The organism is Ruegeria sp. BHSB196 (assembly GCF_059613135.1).
The window spans coordinates 20,994-35,406 of record NZ_JBXWRY010000038.1 but is presented as its reverse complement, the minus strand read 5'-3'; the positions used below and the strand labels follow the sequence as shown (position 1 = coordinate 35,406).

The 14,413-nt window shown below is 58.4% G+C and carries 14 protein-coding genes; 1 reads left to right on the top strand and 13 read right to left on the bottom strand.

All coding sequences use genetic code 11. The features are described from left to right. Window positions 1-1,595, top strand: a 1,595-nt coding sequence (locus AC2FNJ_RS16120; protein WP_496765663.1) for a type IV secretory system conjugative DNA transfer family protein, incomplete at its 5' end; no start/stop codon positions are given. A gap of 94 nt (window positions 1,596-1,689) precedes the next feature. On the opposite strand, the gene AC2FNJ_RS16115 is transcribed toward AC2FNJ_RS16120, so the two are convergent. The 13 genes from AC2FNJ_RS16115 to AC2FNJ_RS16055 all read right to left on the bottom strand — a co-directional run bounded on the left by AC2FNJ_RS16115 (window position 1,690) and on the right by AC2FNJ_RS16055 (window position 14,367). Further along, window positions 1,690-3,717: an ATP-binding protein gene (locus tag AC2FNJ_RS16115; RefSeq protein ID WP_424928137.1), complete on the bottom strand. Its 2,028-nt coding sequence runs from the start codon at window positions 3,715-3,717 to the stop codon at window positions 1,690-1,692. Between the two features lie 224 nt (window positions 3,718-3,941). Continuing rightward, window positions 3,942-4,940 carry a TrbL/VirB6 family protein gene (locus tag AC2FNJ_RS16110; protein WP_424928138.1) on the bottom strand — a complete coding sequence of 333 codons (999 nt, stop codon included), beginning with the start codon at window positions 4,938-4,940 and terminating at the stop codon, window positions 3,942-3,944. Between the two features lie 21 nt (window positions 4,941-4,961). After that, a complete protein-coding gene (locus AC2FNJ_RS16105) occupies window positions 4,962-5,138 on the bottom strand; it encodes a DUF4177 domain-containing protein (protein ID WP_424928139.1) in 177 nt (58 codons plus the stop codon). Continuing rightward, window positions 5,131-6,126, bottom strand: a complete 996-nt coding sequence (locus AC2FNJ_RS16100; protein WP_424928140.1) for an ATPase, T2SS/T4P/T4SS family — start codon at window positions 6,124-6,126, stop codon at window positions 5,131-5,133. The genes AC2FNJ_RS16105 and AC2FNJ_RS16100 overlap by 8 nt, the downstream gene beginning before the upstream one ends. 2 nt (window positions 6,127-6,128) lie before the next feature. After that, on the bottom strand, window positions 6,129-7,442 hold the full coding sequence (locus AC2FNJ_RS16095) for a TraB/TrbI/VirB10 family type IV secretion system protein (protein ID WP_054462367.1): 1,314 nt from the start codon (window positions 7,440-7,442) through the stop codon (window positions 6,129-6,131). Beyond that, window positions 7,435-8,130 (bottom strand): TrbG/VirB9 family P-type conjugative transfer protein, encoded by a 696-nt coding sequence (locus AC2FNJ_RS16090; RefSeq protein WP_424928141.1) that lies wholly within the window; start codon window positions 8,128-8,130, stop codon window positions 7,435-7,437. Before AC2FNJ_RS16090 ends, AC2FNJ_RS16095 begins: the two co-directional genes overlap by 8 nt. 3 nt (window positions 8,131-8,133) lie before the next feature. Further along, entirely contained in the window at window positions 8,134-8,784 is a 651-nt protein-coding gene (locus AC2FNJ_RS16085) for a VirB8 family type IV secretion system protein (protein WP_424928142.1), read from the bottom strand. Window positions 8,785-8,788: 4 nt separating this feature from the next. Further along, window positions 8,789-9,568 carry a type IV secretion system protein gene (locus AC2FNJ_RS16080; protein WP_424928143.1) on the bottom strand — a complete coding sequence of 260 codons (780 nt, stop codon included), beginning with the start codon at window positions 9,566-9,568 and terminating at the stop codon, window positions 8,789-8,791. After that, entirely contained in the window at window positions 9,565-10,620 is a 1,056-nt protein-coding gene (locus AC2FNJ_RS16075; protein WP_496765658.1) for a lytic transglycosylase domain-containing protein, read from the bottom strand. Before AC2FNJ_RS16075 ends, AC2FNJ_RS16080 begins: the two co-directional genes overlap by 4 nt. A gap of 236 nt (window positions 10,621-10,856) precedes the next feature. Next, complete coding sequence (locus tag AC2FNJ_RS16070) at window positions 10,857-13,223, bottom strand: VirB4 family type IV secretion/conjugal transfer ATPase (RefSeq protein WP_424928146.1); 2,367 nt, start codon at window positions 13,221-13,223, stop codon at window positions 10,857-10,859. After that, complete coding sequence (locus AC2FNJ_RS16065) at window positions 13,213-13,491, bottom strand: VirB3 family type IV secretion system protein (protein ID WP_348487738.1); 279 nt, start codon at window positions 13,489-13,491, stop codon at window positions 13,213-13,215. The genes AC2FNJ_RS16070 and AC2FNJ_RS16065 overlap by 11 nt, the downstream gene beginning before the upstream one ends. Window positions 13,492-13,498: 7 nt before the next feature. After that, on the bottom strand, window positions 13,499-13,789 hold the full coding sequence (locus tag AC2FNJ_RS16060) for a TrbC/VirB2 family type IV secretion system protein (protein WP_424928147.1): 291 nt from the start codon (window positions 13,787-13,789) through the stop codon (window positions 13,499-13,501). Continuing rightward, a complete protein-coding gene (locus AC2FNJ_RS16055; RefSeq protein WP_424928388.1) occupies window positions 13,789-14,367 on the bottom strand; it encodes a lytic transglycosylase domain-containing protein in 579 nt (192 codons plus the stop codon). The genes AC2FNJ_RS16060 and AC2FNJ_RS16055 overlap by 1 nt, the downstream gene beginning before the upstream one ends. Window positions 14,368-14,413 lie beyond the last annotated feature (46 nt).

Sequence of the window (14,413 nt, the reverse complement as noted above, 5' to 3'; positions counted from 1 at the left end):
TGAAGCGGAACGGCTTTTTCGGCAAGCCTGGCCACGGCTTTGTCCTCGGCAAAATGGGTAAGCCTAAGAGTCGCAAACCCTTCGTGATGTCCAAGGTGTTCCCCCATGCCCTGATCGTCGCCCCGACCGGACGCGGCAAAACGACGGGTTTCGTCATCCCGAACCTGCTTACCTATCAGGGCAGCGCGGTGGTGTTGGACGTGAAGGGTGAGAACTTCGAGGCGACGGCGCGCCACAGGGCCGCACAGGGCGACAAGGTGTTCCGGTTCGCGCCAACAGATTGGAAGGATGGTCGCTCTCACCGGTACAATCCTTTGCTGCGCATATCGGCGCTGGAAAACGTCGACCGTCAGCAGATGGAGCTGCAACTTCTGGCTTCGCTGTTCCTGCAAGCAGATAACGACCGCGTCCAAGGACTCCTCGATGGCGGTATCGATCTATTCGTGGCGGCAGGACTTTTGGCGTTCGAGCGCAAGCGGCCGACCCTGGGTGAGATTTACCGCATCACCGCGTCGGGCGGGGACAAGCAGAAGGAATACCGCCGCCGCGCCGATGAAGTGGTCAACCCAGCCGCCAAGCTGATCTTCATGCGCATGGCCTCAACCAACAACGACACGTTAACGTCCTACCTGTCGCTCTTGATGACATCTGGCCTCAAACAATGGTCCAACCCCGCCATCGACCGTGCAACCGCAACCTCAGACTTCGACTTCCGCGACATCCGAAAAACGCCGTTTTCGGTCTATCTCGTGGTCGAACCGCTGATGGTGAAACCGCTCGCGCCGCTTATCCGTCTGTTCTTCTCGGACTTGTTGGCATCGCTGCAAGATCATGAACCCGGCAAGGACGAGCCTTGGCCTGTGATGATCATGCTCGATGAGTTCAACCGCTTGGGCAAAATGCCCATCGTTCTGGACAGCATCGAAACCCTGCGATCTTACCGGGCGAACCTCGCGATCGTCACACAGACGATCCCGGCGCTGGACGAAATCTACGGTGAAAACGCCCGCCGCGCCTTGCAGGGCAACGCGGGTATCAAGCTCTATCTGACCCCCTCAGACGAAAAGACCATCGAAGAGCTCAGCAAGGCCGTTGGCAAAACAACCAAGCGCGTTGTGACCCGCTCGCGTTCTGTCGGCCGAAACCCTTTCGCTGGTCGCAGCATGTCTGAACGGACTGAAGAAACCGCGCTCCTACCCGAGGATGAGGCACGGCGCATGGATCTTGATGACATTGTTCTGGTCGTCGACGCGCAAATGCCCGTCCGCGCCAAGCGGATCAAATACTATGACGACAGGTTCTTTAAGCAGATTTTCGACAAGCAGACCGGCGATCTACCTTATCCCTCGGCAGGAGACCAGATGCGCGGGCTGCAAGGGCAGATCAAGGCACTGGAGGCAAAGATCGGAGAGCTTGAGTTGCCGAAGGTGGTGCCAGTTGGTGGTTCCGCAGGCGGTGGGAAACTGCGAGAAGAGGTCGAAGACCTTGTCAGCGAACAGCGGGAAGTAACGTCGGACGACACGCCTAGCCGGGGCGAGTATCAGGCTGGGACAGATCGAATGGAGAGATTTTTGGAGGAGGCAGCTCGGGGATGAGATGGGAGAGCAGACACTCACCGCGGCCGCACGAAAAAAGAAGGGCATGAGAAAGGAAACCGGGAAAAACGGCTTCAATTCGATAGGCCGCCCTTCAATTTTCAGCCACTTCCGGCTCTAGCTCTTCAGCGTGCTCTTCTGCTACTCCAACAAGATGCTTCTCGTAAGTCTTCTTGAGGTATTTTAAGGCACTGTCCGTATCGACGTTGGCATTTAGTTTATCCTGCACAAACTTCATTCGCGACTTGCATGCATCCAGAACCTCCGCCCAGCTTTTCACCCACACCTCCACCATGCCATCATCAGACGCATAGATACGACCAGGTGGACAGTTTAGCTGACGGGTCTTCCTCTTGGCGCTGGCGTCCAGTTCATTGGAAACTACCCAGAAGCTCCATCGCGTATTCAAATGTCGAAAACGCTCATCCTCGATCACAGCGAATGCATAGTCTTCGATCTGATTGATCTCTGCTGAACCTATTTTGCAACTAGGTCTTTTTAGTTCCACAATGAGATGCTCACATTCGCCTTCCCGACGCTGTGGAAGCGCCCTGGACAACATCAAGTCGACGATGCCCACCTTTCCATCCACCCGAGTAACGGGGCGATCGATGACGGTATCCTTTCCGATTATCTTTTGGTGCTTCCGTAGCACCTCGGTCAGCGACTGGTCATCGACGGTCAGGTTGAACTCTTCTCCGAATATCCATGTGTTGTTTTCGGCGATTAAGCGGTGCAGTTGGCTGCGCTCTTTGAGGTGCTTTTTCGTATCAGGGTGAAATATCAGCGCTTCTAACCCGGTAGCGAACCTGAGCCGATCAGATACCAACCTCGCGGCGCTGATAACGTTGGCTAGATCGGCTTCTTCAAGCAGCTTGGACATTTCCTTCTGGGTTTTTGGCGGAAGCTCCAGAACTTCAGTTAAAATATGTTGTAGCTCGTCGGGGCCTTTCTCGATGGCCTGTCTGAGCATACGCATCTGGAACGCCCTACTCTTGGAACTTTGAATCTTGAAATCCGGAAGGTGCTTGTTGACGTTAAGCGCGACAATATCGAAGACCTTGCGTTCAGCCTCTTCGACGGGGGATTGCGGCTCGATCCTATAGGGGTAGACCTCTTCTTCTTTCCACTGCTGAATCTCTGTTTGCGCCGCCTCCGCGTCCTTGTTTTCAAAGTGCCGTTTAATGACTTCGGCGGCAGCATCCTGTGCTTCTGATAGTGCCGGTGCGATCATCTCGGCTAGTTCCAGTTCACCGCGTTCCTGAAGCTCATCGATGAAGCTGGATTTTAAGTAAGCTGAAAACTGGTGTCCGGGCGCGTGGAAACGTGGCTTGACACGTTGGAACGGAAAACCGTGCTGCCCACATAGGAAGAACCAGCGTTCGGTTGATGTCTTCCACTCAATAAGATCAAGGGAAACTGGGTAGGCCTTGGCGTTGTCGCCTTCACCTTCGATGATAGGGTCTAGGTCGATGCTGACCTTCTCTTTGATGGCTTTGTTCGGGTCCAACTTGTCGGTCTCGACAAAAATCGACACCTCCTTATAGTCCGTCAAATAAAGCGCAAAGACCTCGGACAGCGACTGTACCGATCTTTCCGGTTCGAGGGACCGATAGTTCTTATCGAGCTCGGCCACTTTGACTTCCACGCCGGTGCCAAGAGCAGGATCGGCCTCTTCTGGTTCAGTCACACGAACATCGACAAGATCATCCCGTAGAAGGGAAACCTTGTATCCGAGCAGTTTGCCTTTGCCGTCTTCGTCCCTGTAGCGCACAATCCACTCAGCCGATCGCCCGAGCGCCAAAGCCTTCAAGCGACCTTTACCTTCCTTGCCGTGCAGGATTCGCTTCTTGCCCCTAGAGCGGCTTCCGTGGCGCTTCCAAGACCCGCCGATGCTACCGAAGAGTTGCTTGATTTCCTCGTGTGGAATGCCGTGGCCGTTGTCCCGGACAGTGATTGAGCGCATGCTGATATCATCATTCTCAATTTCGATGTCCACGCGAGTGGCATCAGCATCGACTGAGTTCCATATCAATTCCGACAAAGCCTTGATGGCGTCTGCGCTTGCTAGCTTTTTAAGGTGGTCCTTTTCGACCTGCACTCTGAAATGGGCGTCCGCCATGAAATTATCTGGCCTCATAGTTCTTTCTTAAATCTCGAATATCCTAACCTGTCTTTTGCGGATAGACCAACTTTTCAAGCAACCCCGAGTTGAAGCTAAGACCAGGTGCCACCTCCACGGATTTCGAGGCTGCTCTCATGGGCTGCAGTTGCAAAGATTGTCTGCTTCGAAAGGCCGTGTTGAGGTCTCCGACTTTCTCGACGCAAAGTGGCTTTGGGCCAGTTTTACTCCAACCGCTTCGCCCGTTCAGCAACCTTCTGAACCATTGAAACAGTAGCTCCGCCCGCCTGCCGTATTCCGGCTCCCGCGATCTCGGCGTTTGATCTGGTCCCAAACCGAGCACGAGCCCGCGAGCCCTTGGTGCCGATCAAGCCCTTGGCGAACCCGGCAGGACCGGGAATGCTCGGCGGTCCGGCCATCATGAAGTTGCCTGAGATAGAGCGTACGATCAGCGGAGTGGCGATGATCATGCCGCCTGCGAGAAACATCATCATGAAGAAGGGCACCAGTGCGCCGATGTTGCTCGCGCCTGAGGGGTCACCGAGTTCGGTCATCAGCGAGCGCGACATGCCGACGACAGTGGAAAACACGCCCGCGATCACGAGGGGGTAGAGCGCGTAGGATACTGTGCTGGACAGCCAACGGTGGAAATAGTCCTTGCTGACATCGAACAACGAAAGCGCGATCATGATTGGGGCGATGCCGATCATGAACGCCAGCATGATTTTCGCGAAAATCAGAACAAGCCCGCATAGCGCGCCGATGACGCCCAATAGGAATGCCCCGATCGCGCCGATCAGGGCTCCGGCCATCCAATGCATGTTGTCACCGGCCACGTTTAGGTAGTCGCCAAATTCCTCGATGAGTTCGTCGAAGGCCTCGGCAAAGTAGGATGCACCGGCACCGCCGCCTCCAAGCCCTGCCACCATGCCGCCCGCGAGTTGGTCGAGCCCATCGATCAGCGCGCTGGCTACTGCGTTGAATTGGACCCAGTTCATCGCAAATAGAGAGATGAGCATGAGCTTGAGGGCGAACCAGAAGGCGGTCCGCCCATCCATCGACTTGTACTGAAACACCATGTTGAGGAAGACGCCGATCACCGCGAGCGTCGATGCCACGGCAATGACGCCGCCAAGCTGCCCGGCGACGTTGCCAAAGGTGGTTTGGGCCGCGTCGTCCAGAAAGTTGTCGGTTGTCTCAACCATCCAGGTGACGACGCCCATCGTGTCCTCCTTAGGTTGGCTTTAGGCGCTCGCGCCCGTACGCCGCTTCAGGAAGGCCTTCAGGATGTGTTCGCCGTCAAAATCCGGCACGACCGAGACTAGTTCCCAGCCGTCCTGACCAAGAGCAGTCAGCTGCGCTTCGATCTTTAGTGCCTTTGTCTTGGCGGTGTTGATCAGTTCGATCTTGTATTCAAACATGGGCAGTTTCCTTTGAATGGGCCGGATCAATCGGCAGGTAAAATTCTGTAATGCCGCGCGCGCCTTCGTGGCGACCGGCCTGGATGATCACATCGATCGAGCGGGTGATGTAATCGTTCATGTCCTGGTAGGTCATGGGCACGTCGGTTTTCAGGGCGGCGATGGCGAGGCGCTGAACAGCAAGTTGCGGTGTTTCAGCGTGCAGCGTGGTGAGTGAGCCACCATGGCCGGTGTTTATGGCCTCAAGGAAGGTCATGGCCTCCTTGCCGCGCACTTCGCCCAGGACGATGCGGTCTGGCCGCATGCGAAGGGTGGAAGTCAGTAGGACATCAGCGCTGCGCGTGGCTTCATCGCGATCAGACATCAGCGTCACGACATTGGGCTGCGTCGGTCGCAGCTCCGCGGCCTCTTCAATCGTGATGACCCGCTCGTCGGCGGGCACGAAGGAGAGGATCTTGCGCGCCGTGACGGTCTTGCCGGTCGAGGTTCCGCCGGACACTATCATATTGAGCTTGTGAGTGACGCAAAACTTGATTGCGGCGTCGATGTCACCCGTGACCACGACATCGCGCAGCTCGGCGTTACGCTTGCGTCTTGCACCTTCATTGTTGCGTTCTTTGCCGAAGAGATAAGACAGTTTGATCTGGTCCAATGGTAGGTCCGCAAAGAACCGCAGGGAAATCGCGTAACCGCCATCAACGGCGGGGGGCTGGATGACCTGCGCCCGGATTGGGCGGTCACGGTAGGTAATGCTGACCGAGACGATGGGTTTCGTTCGGCTGAGCGTGGTGTTCGCGGCGGAAGCAACCTGATTGCCAAGGTCCTTGATCTCGTTCTGCGTGAGCCGCCGATTGACGGGCCGCATAAAGTGATCCCCCTGAAACTCGGCCCACAACTTGCCGTCGGGATTGATGCAAAGCTCGATCAGCTTCGGATCACGCGCCTCGGGGATCTTGTCCATCGAGCTTTGCAGATAGCTGGCCGCCATGATCAAAAAATCTCCAGATCACGATCGACCATCACGGTGACACGGGCACCTTGATCGACATAGATCACGGGCGAGACGGAGAGATATTCGCCAATCACGCTTTGCGCGCTGTCTTGCAGGTCTTCGCCAATGCCTTCCAAGACATCAGAGGCTATCTCATCTTCGGTATTCTGGGCTGCCACGGCGGGCAAGGCTCCGATCAGCGAAATCAGGGCGGCTGACCCGAACCGAGTGCCAAAGCGGCTGTCGACAAAGCCGGTCGTGCCAGACCGCCCCAGTTCGTCGCCACCAAAAGCACTGATTTCAACGGTCTGGTTGCTGGGCAGAATGATCCGGTCCCAGGCGATCGTCACGCGTTGTTGCGCGATGTCGAGGCCAGATTGATACCGCCCGATCAGACGTGCGCCTCGAGGGATCAGGATCCGCGAGCCGTCATAGGCGTGGACATCTTCCGATACCATGGCGCGGACCTGACCGGTGAGCGAGCTGTCGATTGCGGTCTCCAGCACCGCCTGGATCATCGTGCCCTGAACTACTGTGTTTGCCGGATTCACGATCAACTGGGCTTGCGTCACCTCGGCGGGTTCAGCGCCATTGCGGACAAAGTCTGTGTCGCCATCAAGTCGCCGCTGCTGCGCAGCGGTTTCATTGTTGCCGCCTCCGGTGCCGCCAAAGGCGATGATAGGACTGGCGATGCGGGCTTGGAGTTCCTCAAGTTCTGCTTGCCGCCGCCGCTCGAGCTCTTGAAGGCGCAGTTCTTCGGCCGTGGGGCCGGTTGGTGCGGGAGTGCGCGCGGTTTCCAGGCGTGCAAGTTCCAGATCGTTCTGCAGTCGCTGGATTTGTCGGGCACGTTCTTCCAGTTCTTCGCGCAAAGCGGCCTGAGTTGCAGCGGCCTCACTGCGCAGGGCATCGATCTCTGCACCCAAAGTATCAAGCGCCTCCGTGTCAACGGCAGGGGTCTCGGGTGCTGGCGCGTTGCGCAGTGCTTCAAGTTCAGACCGCATGGCGTCCATTTGCGCGCGCAGCTCTTCCGTCTCGCTGTCTGGTTCCAGCTCTGGCGGTGGCGAAGTGTCTATCGGTGCAGGGGGTGACTCTATCGCGCCAAAACCCGGTCCCGCTGCTTGGAACTCATCCGGTGAGGCTGTTTCCAGGCTATCGGGTTCAGAGCCGCCAGAGAACAACAGCAAGAGGCCGCCAAGTGCGGCGATTGCCGCAATGCCTAGGGCAATCGTGCCAGCAGAAGGTCGCGATTTTTGGTTTTGTGGTTTTCCTTCAAGCGCTTCGAGGCGCTTCTTAAGCTCAGCTGTTTCACTCATCGGGATTTGCCTCGCTCATCTCTTGGATGCAAATCTCGTCCTCGCCGAGCCTGAGAACCCATCGATCGCTGACACCTGACACGCGGATCACTCCATCCGGTCGCGCGAGCGCATTCACGCTGCGCTCATTGCCAGCCGACCAGCGAAAGATCGCAGGCAGCGGCGCGTTTGCGGCAAAGCGGAAGTAGGTGAAGGTGCCGTCGTCCCAGATTTCACGCGGAGTGATCTCGGACCGTGCGCTGACGCCATAGGCGTGGTTGGCAGGTTGGCTTGCCGCCACACGCGATTGCTGGGGAGCGGACTCCGGATAGGTGAAGCGGATGACATAGAAAGTCGGCGAGCTCGCCTCGGTGACGTTGAAATAATAGCTTCGCCGGTTGGTGTAGACGGTGATGTTTGTATGCGCGCCGCGTGTGACGGGCTTGATTGCAAAGGCCTGGCCACCAGGCACGCCGTCCAGAAGGAAGCCCTCGGTGTCGCCCGCAATGATCGAGCGGATGGTCTCGCCCTGGCTGAATTCAATGCTGGTCACGTGGGTCAGGCTGGTGCGGATGCGGTAGACCTGCCCATCCTGATACGTGGCGAGCCTGACCCGGGCATCATAGGGGCCTTGTCGGGGCTGGGTTTCGGCATTGGCGGTGCCAGCAAGAGGTGCAACGAGGGCGAGGATCAAGAACAGGCGGCGCATGGGTTACTCCAAACGATCCGAGCGGATCGCATATTCGGTGACAGTGAAGCCGAAAGGATTCTGCCAGACATCATCGATCGACCGGCTGTTCTCGGGCCGAAACTCAAACATCAGCGTTGCGGTGAAGAGCCCGTTTTGAGTGCCGCGCGGTGAGTTGAGCCGCTTGCGAAGACGCACCTGGGCACGGTTGGCGCTGATATGGGTGATCGATAGAACCTCGACATCAAGACGGGCATCTGTGCCGTAGCTGTCCGGCGGATAGGCCTCATGGCCGCTTGTCCAAAGCGCCCGCAACCCTGCGGCGGCCGCGCCGTCCGACTGTTCCAGGACCCGCCGCACGCGCACGTCATTGTCGAGCTGATTGTATGTCTCTCGATCAATGACATAGCGGTAGACCTGTGCCTCGATGATAGCGGGGCGTTCCGTGAGTGAGACCGCTTCAACCACGGCATTGGGGAGGGCCATGCCGGTTTCGCTATCAAAGGGCACGATCATGGGCGGCGGGTCCACGTCGAACAGGGCAACAAGGGCAGCGGCGAGGCAACCTGCCATGCCAAAGCCCATGCCTGTTAGCCCCAGTTTCTGCCACATGAGCTCGCGTCGTCGTGCGCCGTAGACGAGCTCTTCTTCGATGATTTCTGCCTCGCTGTTCATGGGGTCAGTCCGCACGCAGGTCTGGAAGGGTAAAGTCCATGTAGCGGCGTTCTTCGGCCAGCGTGGCGGCATCCACCACGCCGGATTGGCCCGCGCCGACGGTCTGTATGGCTTCGAGTTCCCACATGCGCGTCATGGCAATCGCCAGTTCGGCTGTAACGCGTGTGTTGTGATCGACAGCCTCCTTGAGCGTTTCCATGTCCGGGATCAATGAGACTAGCTGTTCGACCCGTTCGAAGGATTGCGCGGCCTCTTCATAGCTGTTTTCAGCGGCTGCAGACATGACGGCCCCGGTGCCTGCCTGACTGGCAATGCGCTCCGCCCCTGGATTGCCACTGCTGGCCATGTCGGACAGGCTGTCTTGGTCAAAACCTGCGTCCTCCAAGGCTTGCGTCATGCGTCCTTCCATCTGAGGGCCTGCATTGCCAATCAGGCCGCTGAAATCGCCGTTCTGGATTTGCCGGATGGTGCCAAGAAGATCGCCGAATTCCTGATCGAGGAGGCCGTCTAGGTCTTCGCCCATGGCCATCTCGATGATGTCTGTCGCGCCGGTCAGCGCGGCATAGGTCTCATTGAGCGTGTCGAGTTGCTGTTGCACCAGGTCGAGTTGTTCGAGAAGTGTGTCGAGCTGATCGGTCTGGATCCCGAAGTCCTCCAGCATCTGCTGCAGCTGGCGAATTTCCTGCGCGATGTTGCGTGTATCGACTGTGGGGACACCTTGGGCAGACAAGGGCGAGGCAACCAGCAACGCGCAAGTGGCAACGGTGGATAGAAAACGGATCATCGGAGTGCCTCCAGATCGAATTGCATGAAGTCTTGTTCGCGGGCCTGCGCGGCCGCCATGGCCAGCTCTGCCGCGCTGAGCGGGCGGGTATGGGCGGCCTTGAGGCGCGTGCGGATGGCGATCAGGCGGGCGAGTTCGGCCCGCGCATAGGTGTTGAGCGACATGGCCGCGTGAATGTCGTCGGTTTCGCCAATGCGGGTGATGATGTCCTGCACGCGCAGGGCGGCCGCTTGCACCGAGACCAGTGAGTAGTCGCCATAGACGCCTGCGCCGAAAGAGGTCAGGCTCATCGTGGAGTTGGCGAGCAAAACCGGATCAATGGTGCCAAGCGCGTCGACGCCACCCACGCGGGCAAGGTAGAGATTGTAGCGTTCGGGGATGACCTGAACGTAGTGTTGGGTCTCGGCAAATGGCGGCACGCCGCCGTAGCGCTGCACGTTGCCGGGACCGGCATTGTAGGCCGCGAGCCCGTGAATGATGTTGCCGTCAAACATGGTCAGCATCTGCGCCAGATAGCGCGCGCCACCGGTGACCTGGATGTAAGGGTTTTCGTAATAGGCCGGGTAAATCCCGAGATCCTGCGCCGTGCCGGGCATAATCTGGGTGAGGCCGAACGCGCCCACGGGGGAGCGCGCGCCGATGGTGAAGCGGCTTTCCTGCCAGATCAGCGCTTGCAACAGGCAGCGCCATTGCTTGGGCGACAGGCCCGCTGCGCGCACGCCAGATATGTGGTGCGTTTCTTGCGCGGCGCGAATGATCAGCTGTTCGATGGAGCCCGAGGCATCGCCGAACATCTGGCCCGCGCCGGGGTTTGGGTCGATCGGACCATAGAGCGTCTCTGCAGCGCTTTCAGGTGATGAACCAGCTTCCAAACTCGCGACAAGTGGGCCGGAATTCCCGCTGGCCAACGTCGTGGCATCGAGGATGTCTTCCAGTGCCTTGAGTTGTGCTTGCTCGAGCTCTTCAAGCTCTTCCTCTTTGGTCAAACGATCCCGCTGCAGCGCCAGATCTTGTTCGCCCTGCTGCAACACGCGCTCGCGCTGAAAGAACATGCCCGCATCAAATGTGGGCACGCCTTGGGCATGGGCCAATGGCGCGGCGAAACAGACCAAGCCCGCAAAGATATGCAGGCGGTGCTTACTCACCCAGGCCACCAATCGGCCCGAGTAGCTCGAAATTGCAGTTGCTGCGGCTGACCTCTGCAAAGGAGTTGAAGCATTCAGCTTCGGACGGCCGGTATTCCGCGCAGGCTGTCAGGGTCAAAAGGGCGAGGGTCAGCACGCAAAGTCTACGCATCAATCTGTCTCCAAAAATCGGGGTTTGGGCGATAATCTGCGCCGACCAGCGCCTCGCCTTTTTCCATGCCGCCAAGGATCGTGAGGTAAGGGCCAAGCGCGCTTAGATCAGCGTCGATCACCACCGAACCTTGGTCGTCGCGCACCAGCGCCAAACGGGAGTTGCTGCCCGTGCTGAACAGAACGCTGAGCTCTTTTTCAGAAAGGCCCAACATGGCGTAATCACTGGCCGAGGCGCGTATGTTGGGAAGCAGGAGCTGCGTTGGCACAGCCTCGACAATCGTTTTGCCGGTGCGGGTTTTCTCAAGCTGGCTTGCGTATTGGGTCATCATCACGACAACCGCGTTCTGTTTGCGTGCCGTGACCAGCCAGTTGCTCAGCCGGTCTGCGAAATAGGGATTGTCGAGTGCTTTCCAGGCCTCATCGATGATGATCAACGTCGGCTTGCGATCCTCGATAACACGCTCCACCCGCCGAAACAGGTAGGACAGGACCGCCATGCGTTCCTTCTCGCTCTCGCTGTCGAGAATGCCGGTCAGGTCGAATCCCACGACATCACCATCGAGCGAAAAGGTATCCTCAGAGCTTTGCCCGAAAATCCAACCGTAGCGGCCATCAGCGGTCCATTCCTGTATCCGTTCGAACAGATCCCCTTCATCTGCCCCCGCCACAAAGAGGGAGGCCAAATCCTGCCAATTGCGAAGGGCGGCATCGCTGGCTCCTGCGTTCTGGCGCACCACTTCCTGAATGCGGTTGATCTGGACCGGGCTCAGGGGCTTGTCGGAGCGATGCAAAAGGGTGGCCAACCAATCAGAAAGCCAGGCTTGCCCGCGCCCGTCGATTTCTGTGCGGAGCGGGTTGAGACCGGTTGCCTCGCCCGCTTTGATAGCGCTGTAGCGGCCGCCATTGGCGCGTACGGCCATTTCCATGCCCGCGCGATAGTCGAACACGAATACGCGTGCGTCGCAGCGCCGGGCTTGGGTCATGAGGAAGGCTGACAACACCGATTTTCCGGAGCCAGGACGGCCGAGGATCAATGTGTGTCCACCGGTCGGCTCTTTGTCCGGCTGACCTGTCTCGTGGTAATTGAACAGGAAACCCGAGCGTTCAGGCGTTGGAAACAGGGTGATCGGCTTGCCCCAAGGCACTTTGTGTCCGGGTTTGCCCAGTTGACCGCGATGCAGCGCTGCGAGGTCGGCAAAGTTCGTATTCGTGATGGCGGCCTTACGGCTACGCATTTGCCCGTTGCCAGGATGCTGAGCGAAATAATGGGTCCGAGCCGCGAAGCTCTCATTCACCAGATTTACGCCTTCACTGGCCGCGATGTTGCGCACCTCGGCTGCAATGGCCTCCAGCTTTTCTTCGGTCTCTGCAAAGATTGTGACCGTCATGTGATGATCGCCAAAGCTCAGCCGCTTGGATTCCAGATCGTCCAGCGCGTCGACCAGTTCTTCCGCAAGGGATATCGCGCCATCATCGCTTGCTTTCATCAAGCGCTGTTGCCGTTTGATCCGGCTGGCCATGATGTTGCTGTTGATCGGCGTGAAGGAATGAGTGACAACCATGTCGACGGGCAGGTTCAGCTCATCGAACATGGTGCAGTTGGTTTTGGCGGGATAGGTCTTGATTGCAAAGCTGGTGCCAAAACGCTTGCCCGCCATCCCATCGTCGAGCGTAAAGCCACGCCCCTGAAACGTGACGCGCGTGTTGGCTACATCTTCGGCAATGACGCCAAAGCGCGATTTTGCGAAGAGCGGCCGCTCTTGGCCGATGTTGAGCGCCCCAAGGAACCCGAGTAGCTCGCCGCTTTCGGCCCCAAGCAGATGTGGGTTCATTTCCGCAAAAGACGACAGCAAAAACCCGACGACCTCCTCGAGCTTGCGCAGTTGTTTGGCTGTTTGGTCCTTCATCTGTGCGATGGAGTCTGAACGTTTGAAGCGCAGCCGCGCGCCGAGGGGCGGACGTTTCAGTACCGTGAGCGTGAGAGTCTTGTCCCGCAGGCCTGCCCGCGCCATTGCCATTTGCCAACGGCTGTGCAGGGCCTGGGCAAACCCCTCTTTGGGCACTGGTGGCAAGGTGGTCTCGATCGCTTTTGAAACCTTGTGGACGTAGAAACTGTACTCTGGCCCAATCTGCGCAATGATCGCCGCGAAGAGCGCGCGGATCTTCTCCAGATGCGCGTCATCGCTGGTCATGCTGTTGACGCCATCAAGGCGAATGCACTGGAACAGGGCATTGCCGCGCGTGCGGATCGTCACGTCATTCACGAGGCTGACATAGGGCAGCATGCTGGCCATCGGGCGCTCTTTGCGCGCCCAGTCCGGCAGGATCGCAAGATCATCCGAGGGGTTATGGAGCATAGCTGTCCCCCGAATGGATCTTTCGATTTGACGTCGGGGGCGTTTCCTGCAGAGCGGTGACCATCACCTCAAGAAAGGCCGGATCCCAATCTGCCGCTTTCCAAAGCGCGGGATAGGCCAGAGCGGCGATGATGATCACCGGCCAGCTTTGAACCCAAAGAAACAGCAACACAAACCCGAAGAGCCAAACCATGGCATACATGATCGGCAAGCCGATGAGCTTTGGCGGCCGGATCAGGCCCAGGAAGAGGCGGGTTTGCGTTGCCATGTCGGAGTTACGCGCCCCAGATGGCTGTCACGATGGTCGGCGCAGCTGCGATGCCTGCAATGGCAACCAGCACCCAAAGGGCTTGGCGGAAATCCAGAATGCCGAAGAGCCAAGAGAGGAACACACCGATCAGGGCCAGGGTGCCGATGACAATACCTAAGGGACCGGTGATCGTGTCGACGATGCCTTGGAGAAGGTTCTGCACCGGTGAGAGGTCGATACTTTGCGCGAGCGCGGGGTTGGCAATCATCAAGCTGACCAGAGCCAGCGACAGGATCGTGCGGAAATGAATGTGCATCAGGAGGCTCCAGTCAGTCGGTCACGCACGGCCGTGACCCGGCGCACGTGATTTTGGGTTTCTCGGTAGGGAGGAATGCCGCCATAGCGCGCGACCGCGTCTGGTCCGGCGTTATAGGCAGCGAGCGCGAGTTCGGGTGTGCCGAACTGCGCCAACATCATCAGAAGGTAACGGGCAGAGCCATCGAGGTTTGCCTGCCAGTCATGCGGATCCACGCCGAGTTCTGCGGCCGTCGCTGGCATCAACTGTCCGAGGCCAATCGCACCTGCAGAACTGCGTGCATTCGGGCGATAGGCGCTTTCGATCTCGATATTGGCTTGGAAGAGCGCCCGCCACTCCGTCACCGAGAGGCCGGCGCGGCGCAGTGCAGGGTGCCCGCCATAACGATGCGCGGTGCTTTCAAGTGCGGCGAGAATTTCGGGGCGGGGAACAGCGCGGGCGGGCGCAGATGAAGTCGGTTCAGGTTCAGGCGCTGTGAAAACGATCAACTCTGGTGGGGTTGCGCCAATCCCGTCGACATAGCTCTGTGCAAAACCTGATTGGGGAGCTTTGGTCTCCAGCTGGCCATCGGCCCGCATGGAAAGTACGAAGCCTTCAGAATAGGCGGGTGCAGCAAGGAATGCT

Coding starts and splice junctions, on each gene's coding strand:
- AC2FNJ_RS16115 (WP_424928137.1), bottom strand. CDS start 3,717: ATGGCGGACGCCCATTTCAGAGTGCAGGTCGAAAAGGACCACCTTAAA.
- AC2FNJ_RS16070 (WP_424928146.1), bottom strand. CDS start 13,223: ATGCTCCATAACCCCTCGGATGATCTTGCGATCCTGCCGGACTGGGCG.
- AC2FNJ_RS16105 (WP_424928139.1), bottom strand. CDS start 5,138: ATGTTTGAATACAAGATCGAACTGATCAACACCGCCAAGACAAAGGCA.
- AC2FNJ_RS16095 (WP_054462367.1), bottom strand. CDS start 7,442: ATGAGTGAAACAGCTGAGCTTAAGAAGCGCCTCGAAGCGCTTGAAGGA.
- AC2FNJ_RS16080 (WP_424928143.1), bottom strand. CDS start 9,568: ATGATCCGTTTTCTATCCACCGTTGCCACTTGCGCGTTGCTGGTTGCC.
- AC2FNJ_RS16085 (WP_424928142.1), bottom strand. CDS start 8,784: ATGAACAGCGAGGCAGAAATCATCGAAGAAGAGCTCGTCTACGGCGCA.
- AC2FNJ_RS16075 (WP_496765658.1), bottom strand. CDS start 10,620: ATGTTCTTTCAGCGCGAGCGCGTGTTGCAGCAGGGCGAACAAGATCTG.
- AC2FNJ_RS16055 (WP_424928388.1), bottom strand. CDS start 14,367: ATGCGGGCCGATGGCCAGCTGGAGACCAAAGCTCCCCAATCAGGTTTT.
- AC2FNJ_RS16065 (WP_348487738.1), bottom strand. CDS start 13,491: ATGGCAACGCAAACCCGCCTCTTCCTGGGCCTGATCCGGCCGCCAAAG.
- AC2FNJ_RS16110 (WP_424928138.1), bottom strand. CDS start 4,940: ATGGGCGTCGTCACCTGGATGGTTGAGACAACCGACAACTTTCTGGAC.
- AC2FNJ_RS16090 (WP_424928141.1), bottom strand. CDS start 8,130: ATGCGCCGCCTGTTCTTGATCCTCGCCCTCGTTGCACCTCTTGCTGGC.
- AC2FNJ_RS16060 (WP_424928147.1), bottom strand. CDS start 13,789: ATGCACATTCATTTCCGCACGATCCTGTCGCTGGCTCTGGTCAGCTTG.
- AC2FNJ_RS16100 (WP_424928140.1), bottom strand. CDS start 6,126: ATGGCGGCCAGCTATCTGCAAAGCTCGATGGACAAGATCCCCGAGGCG.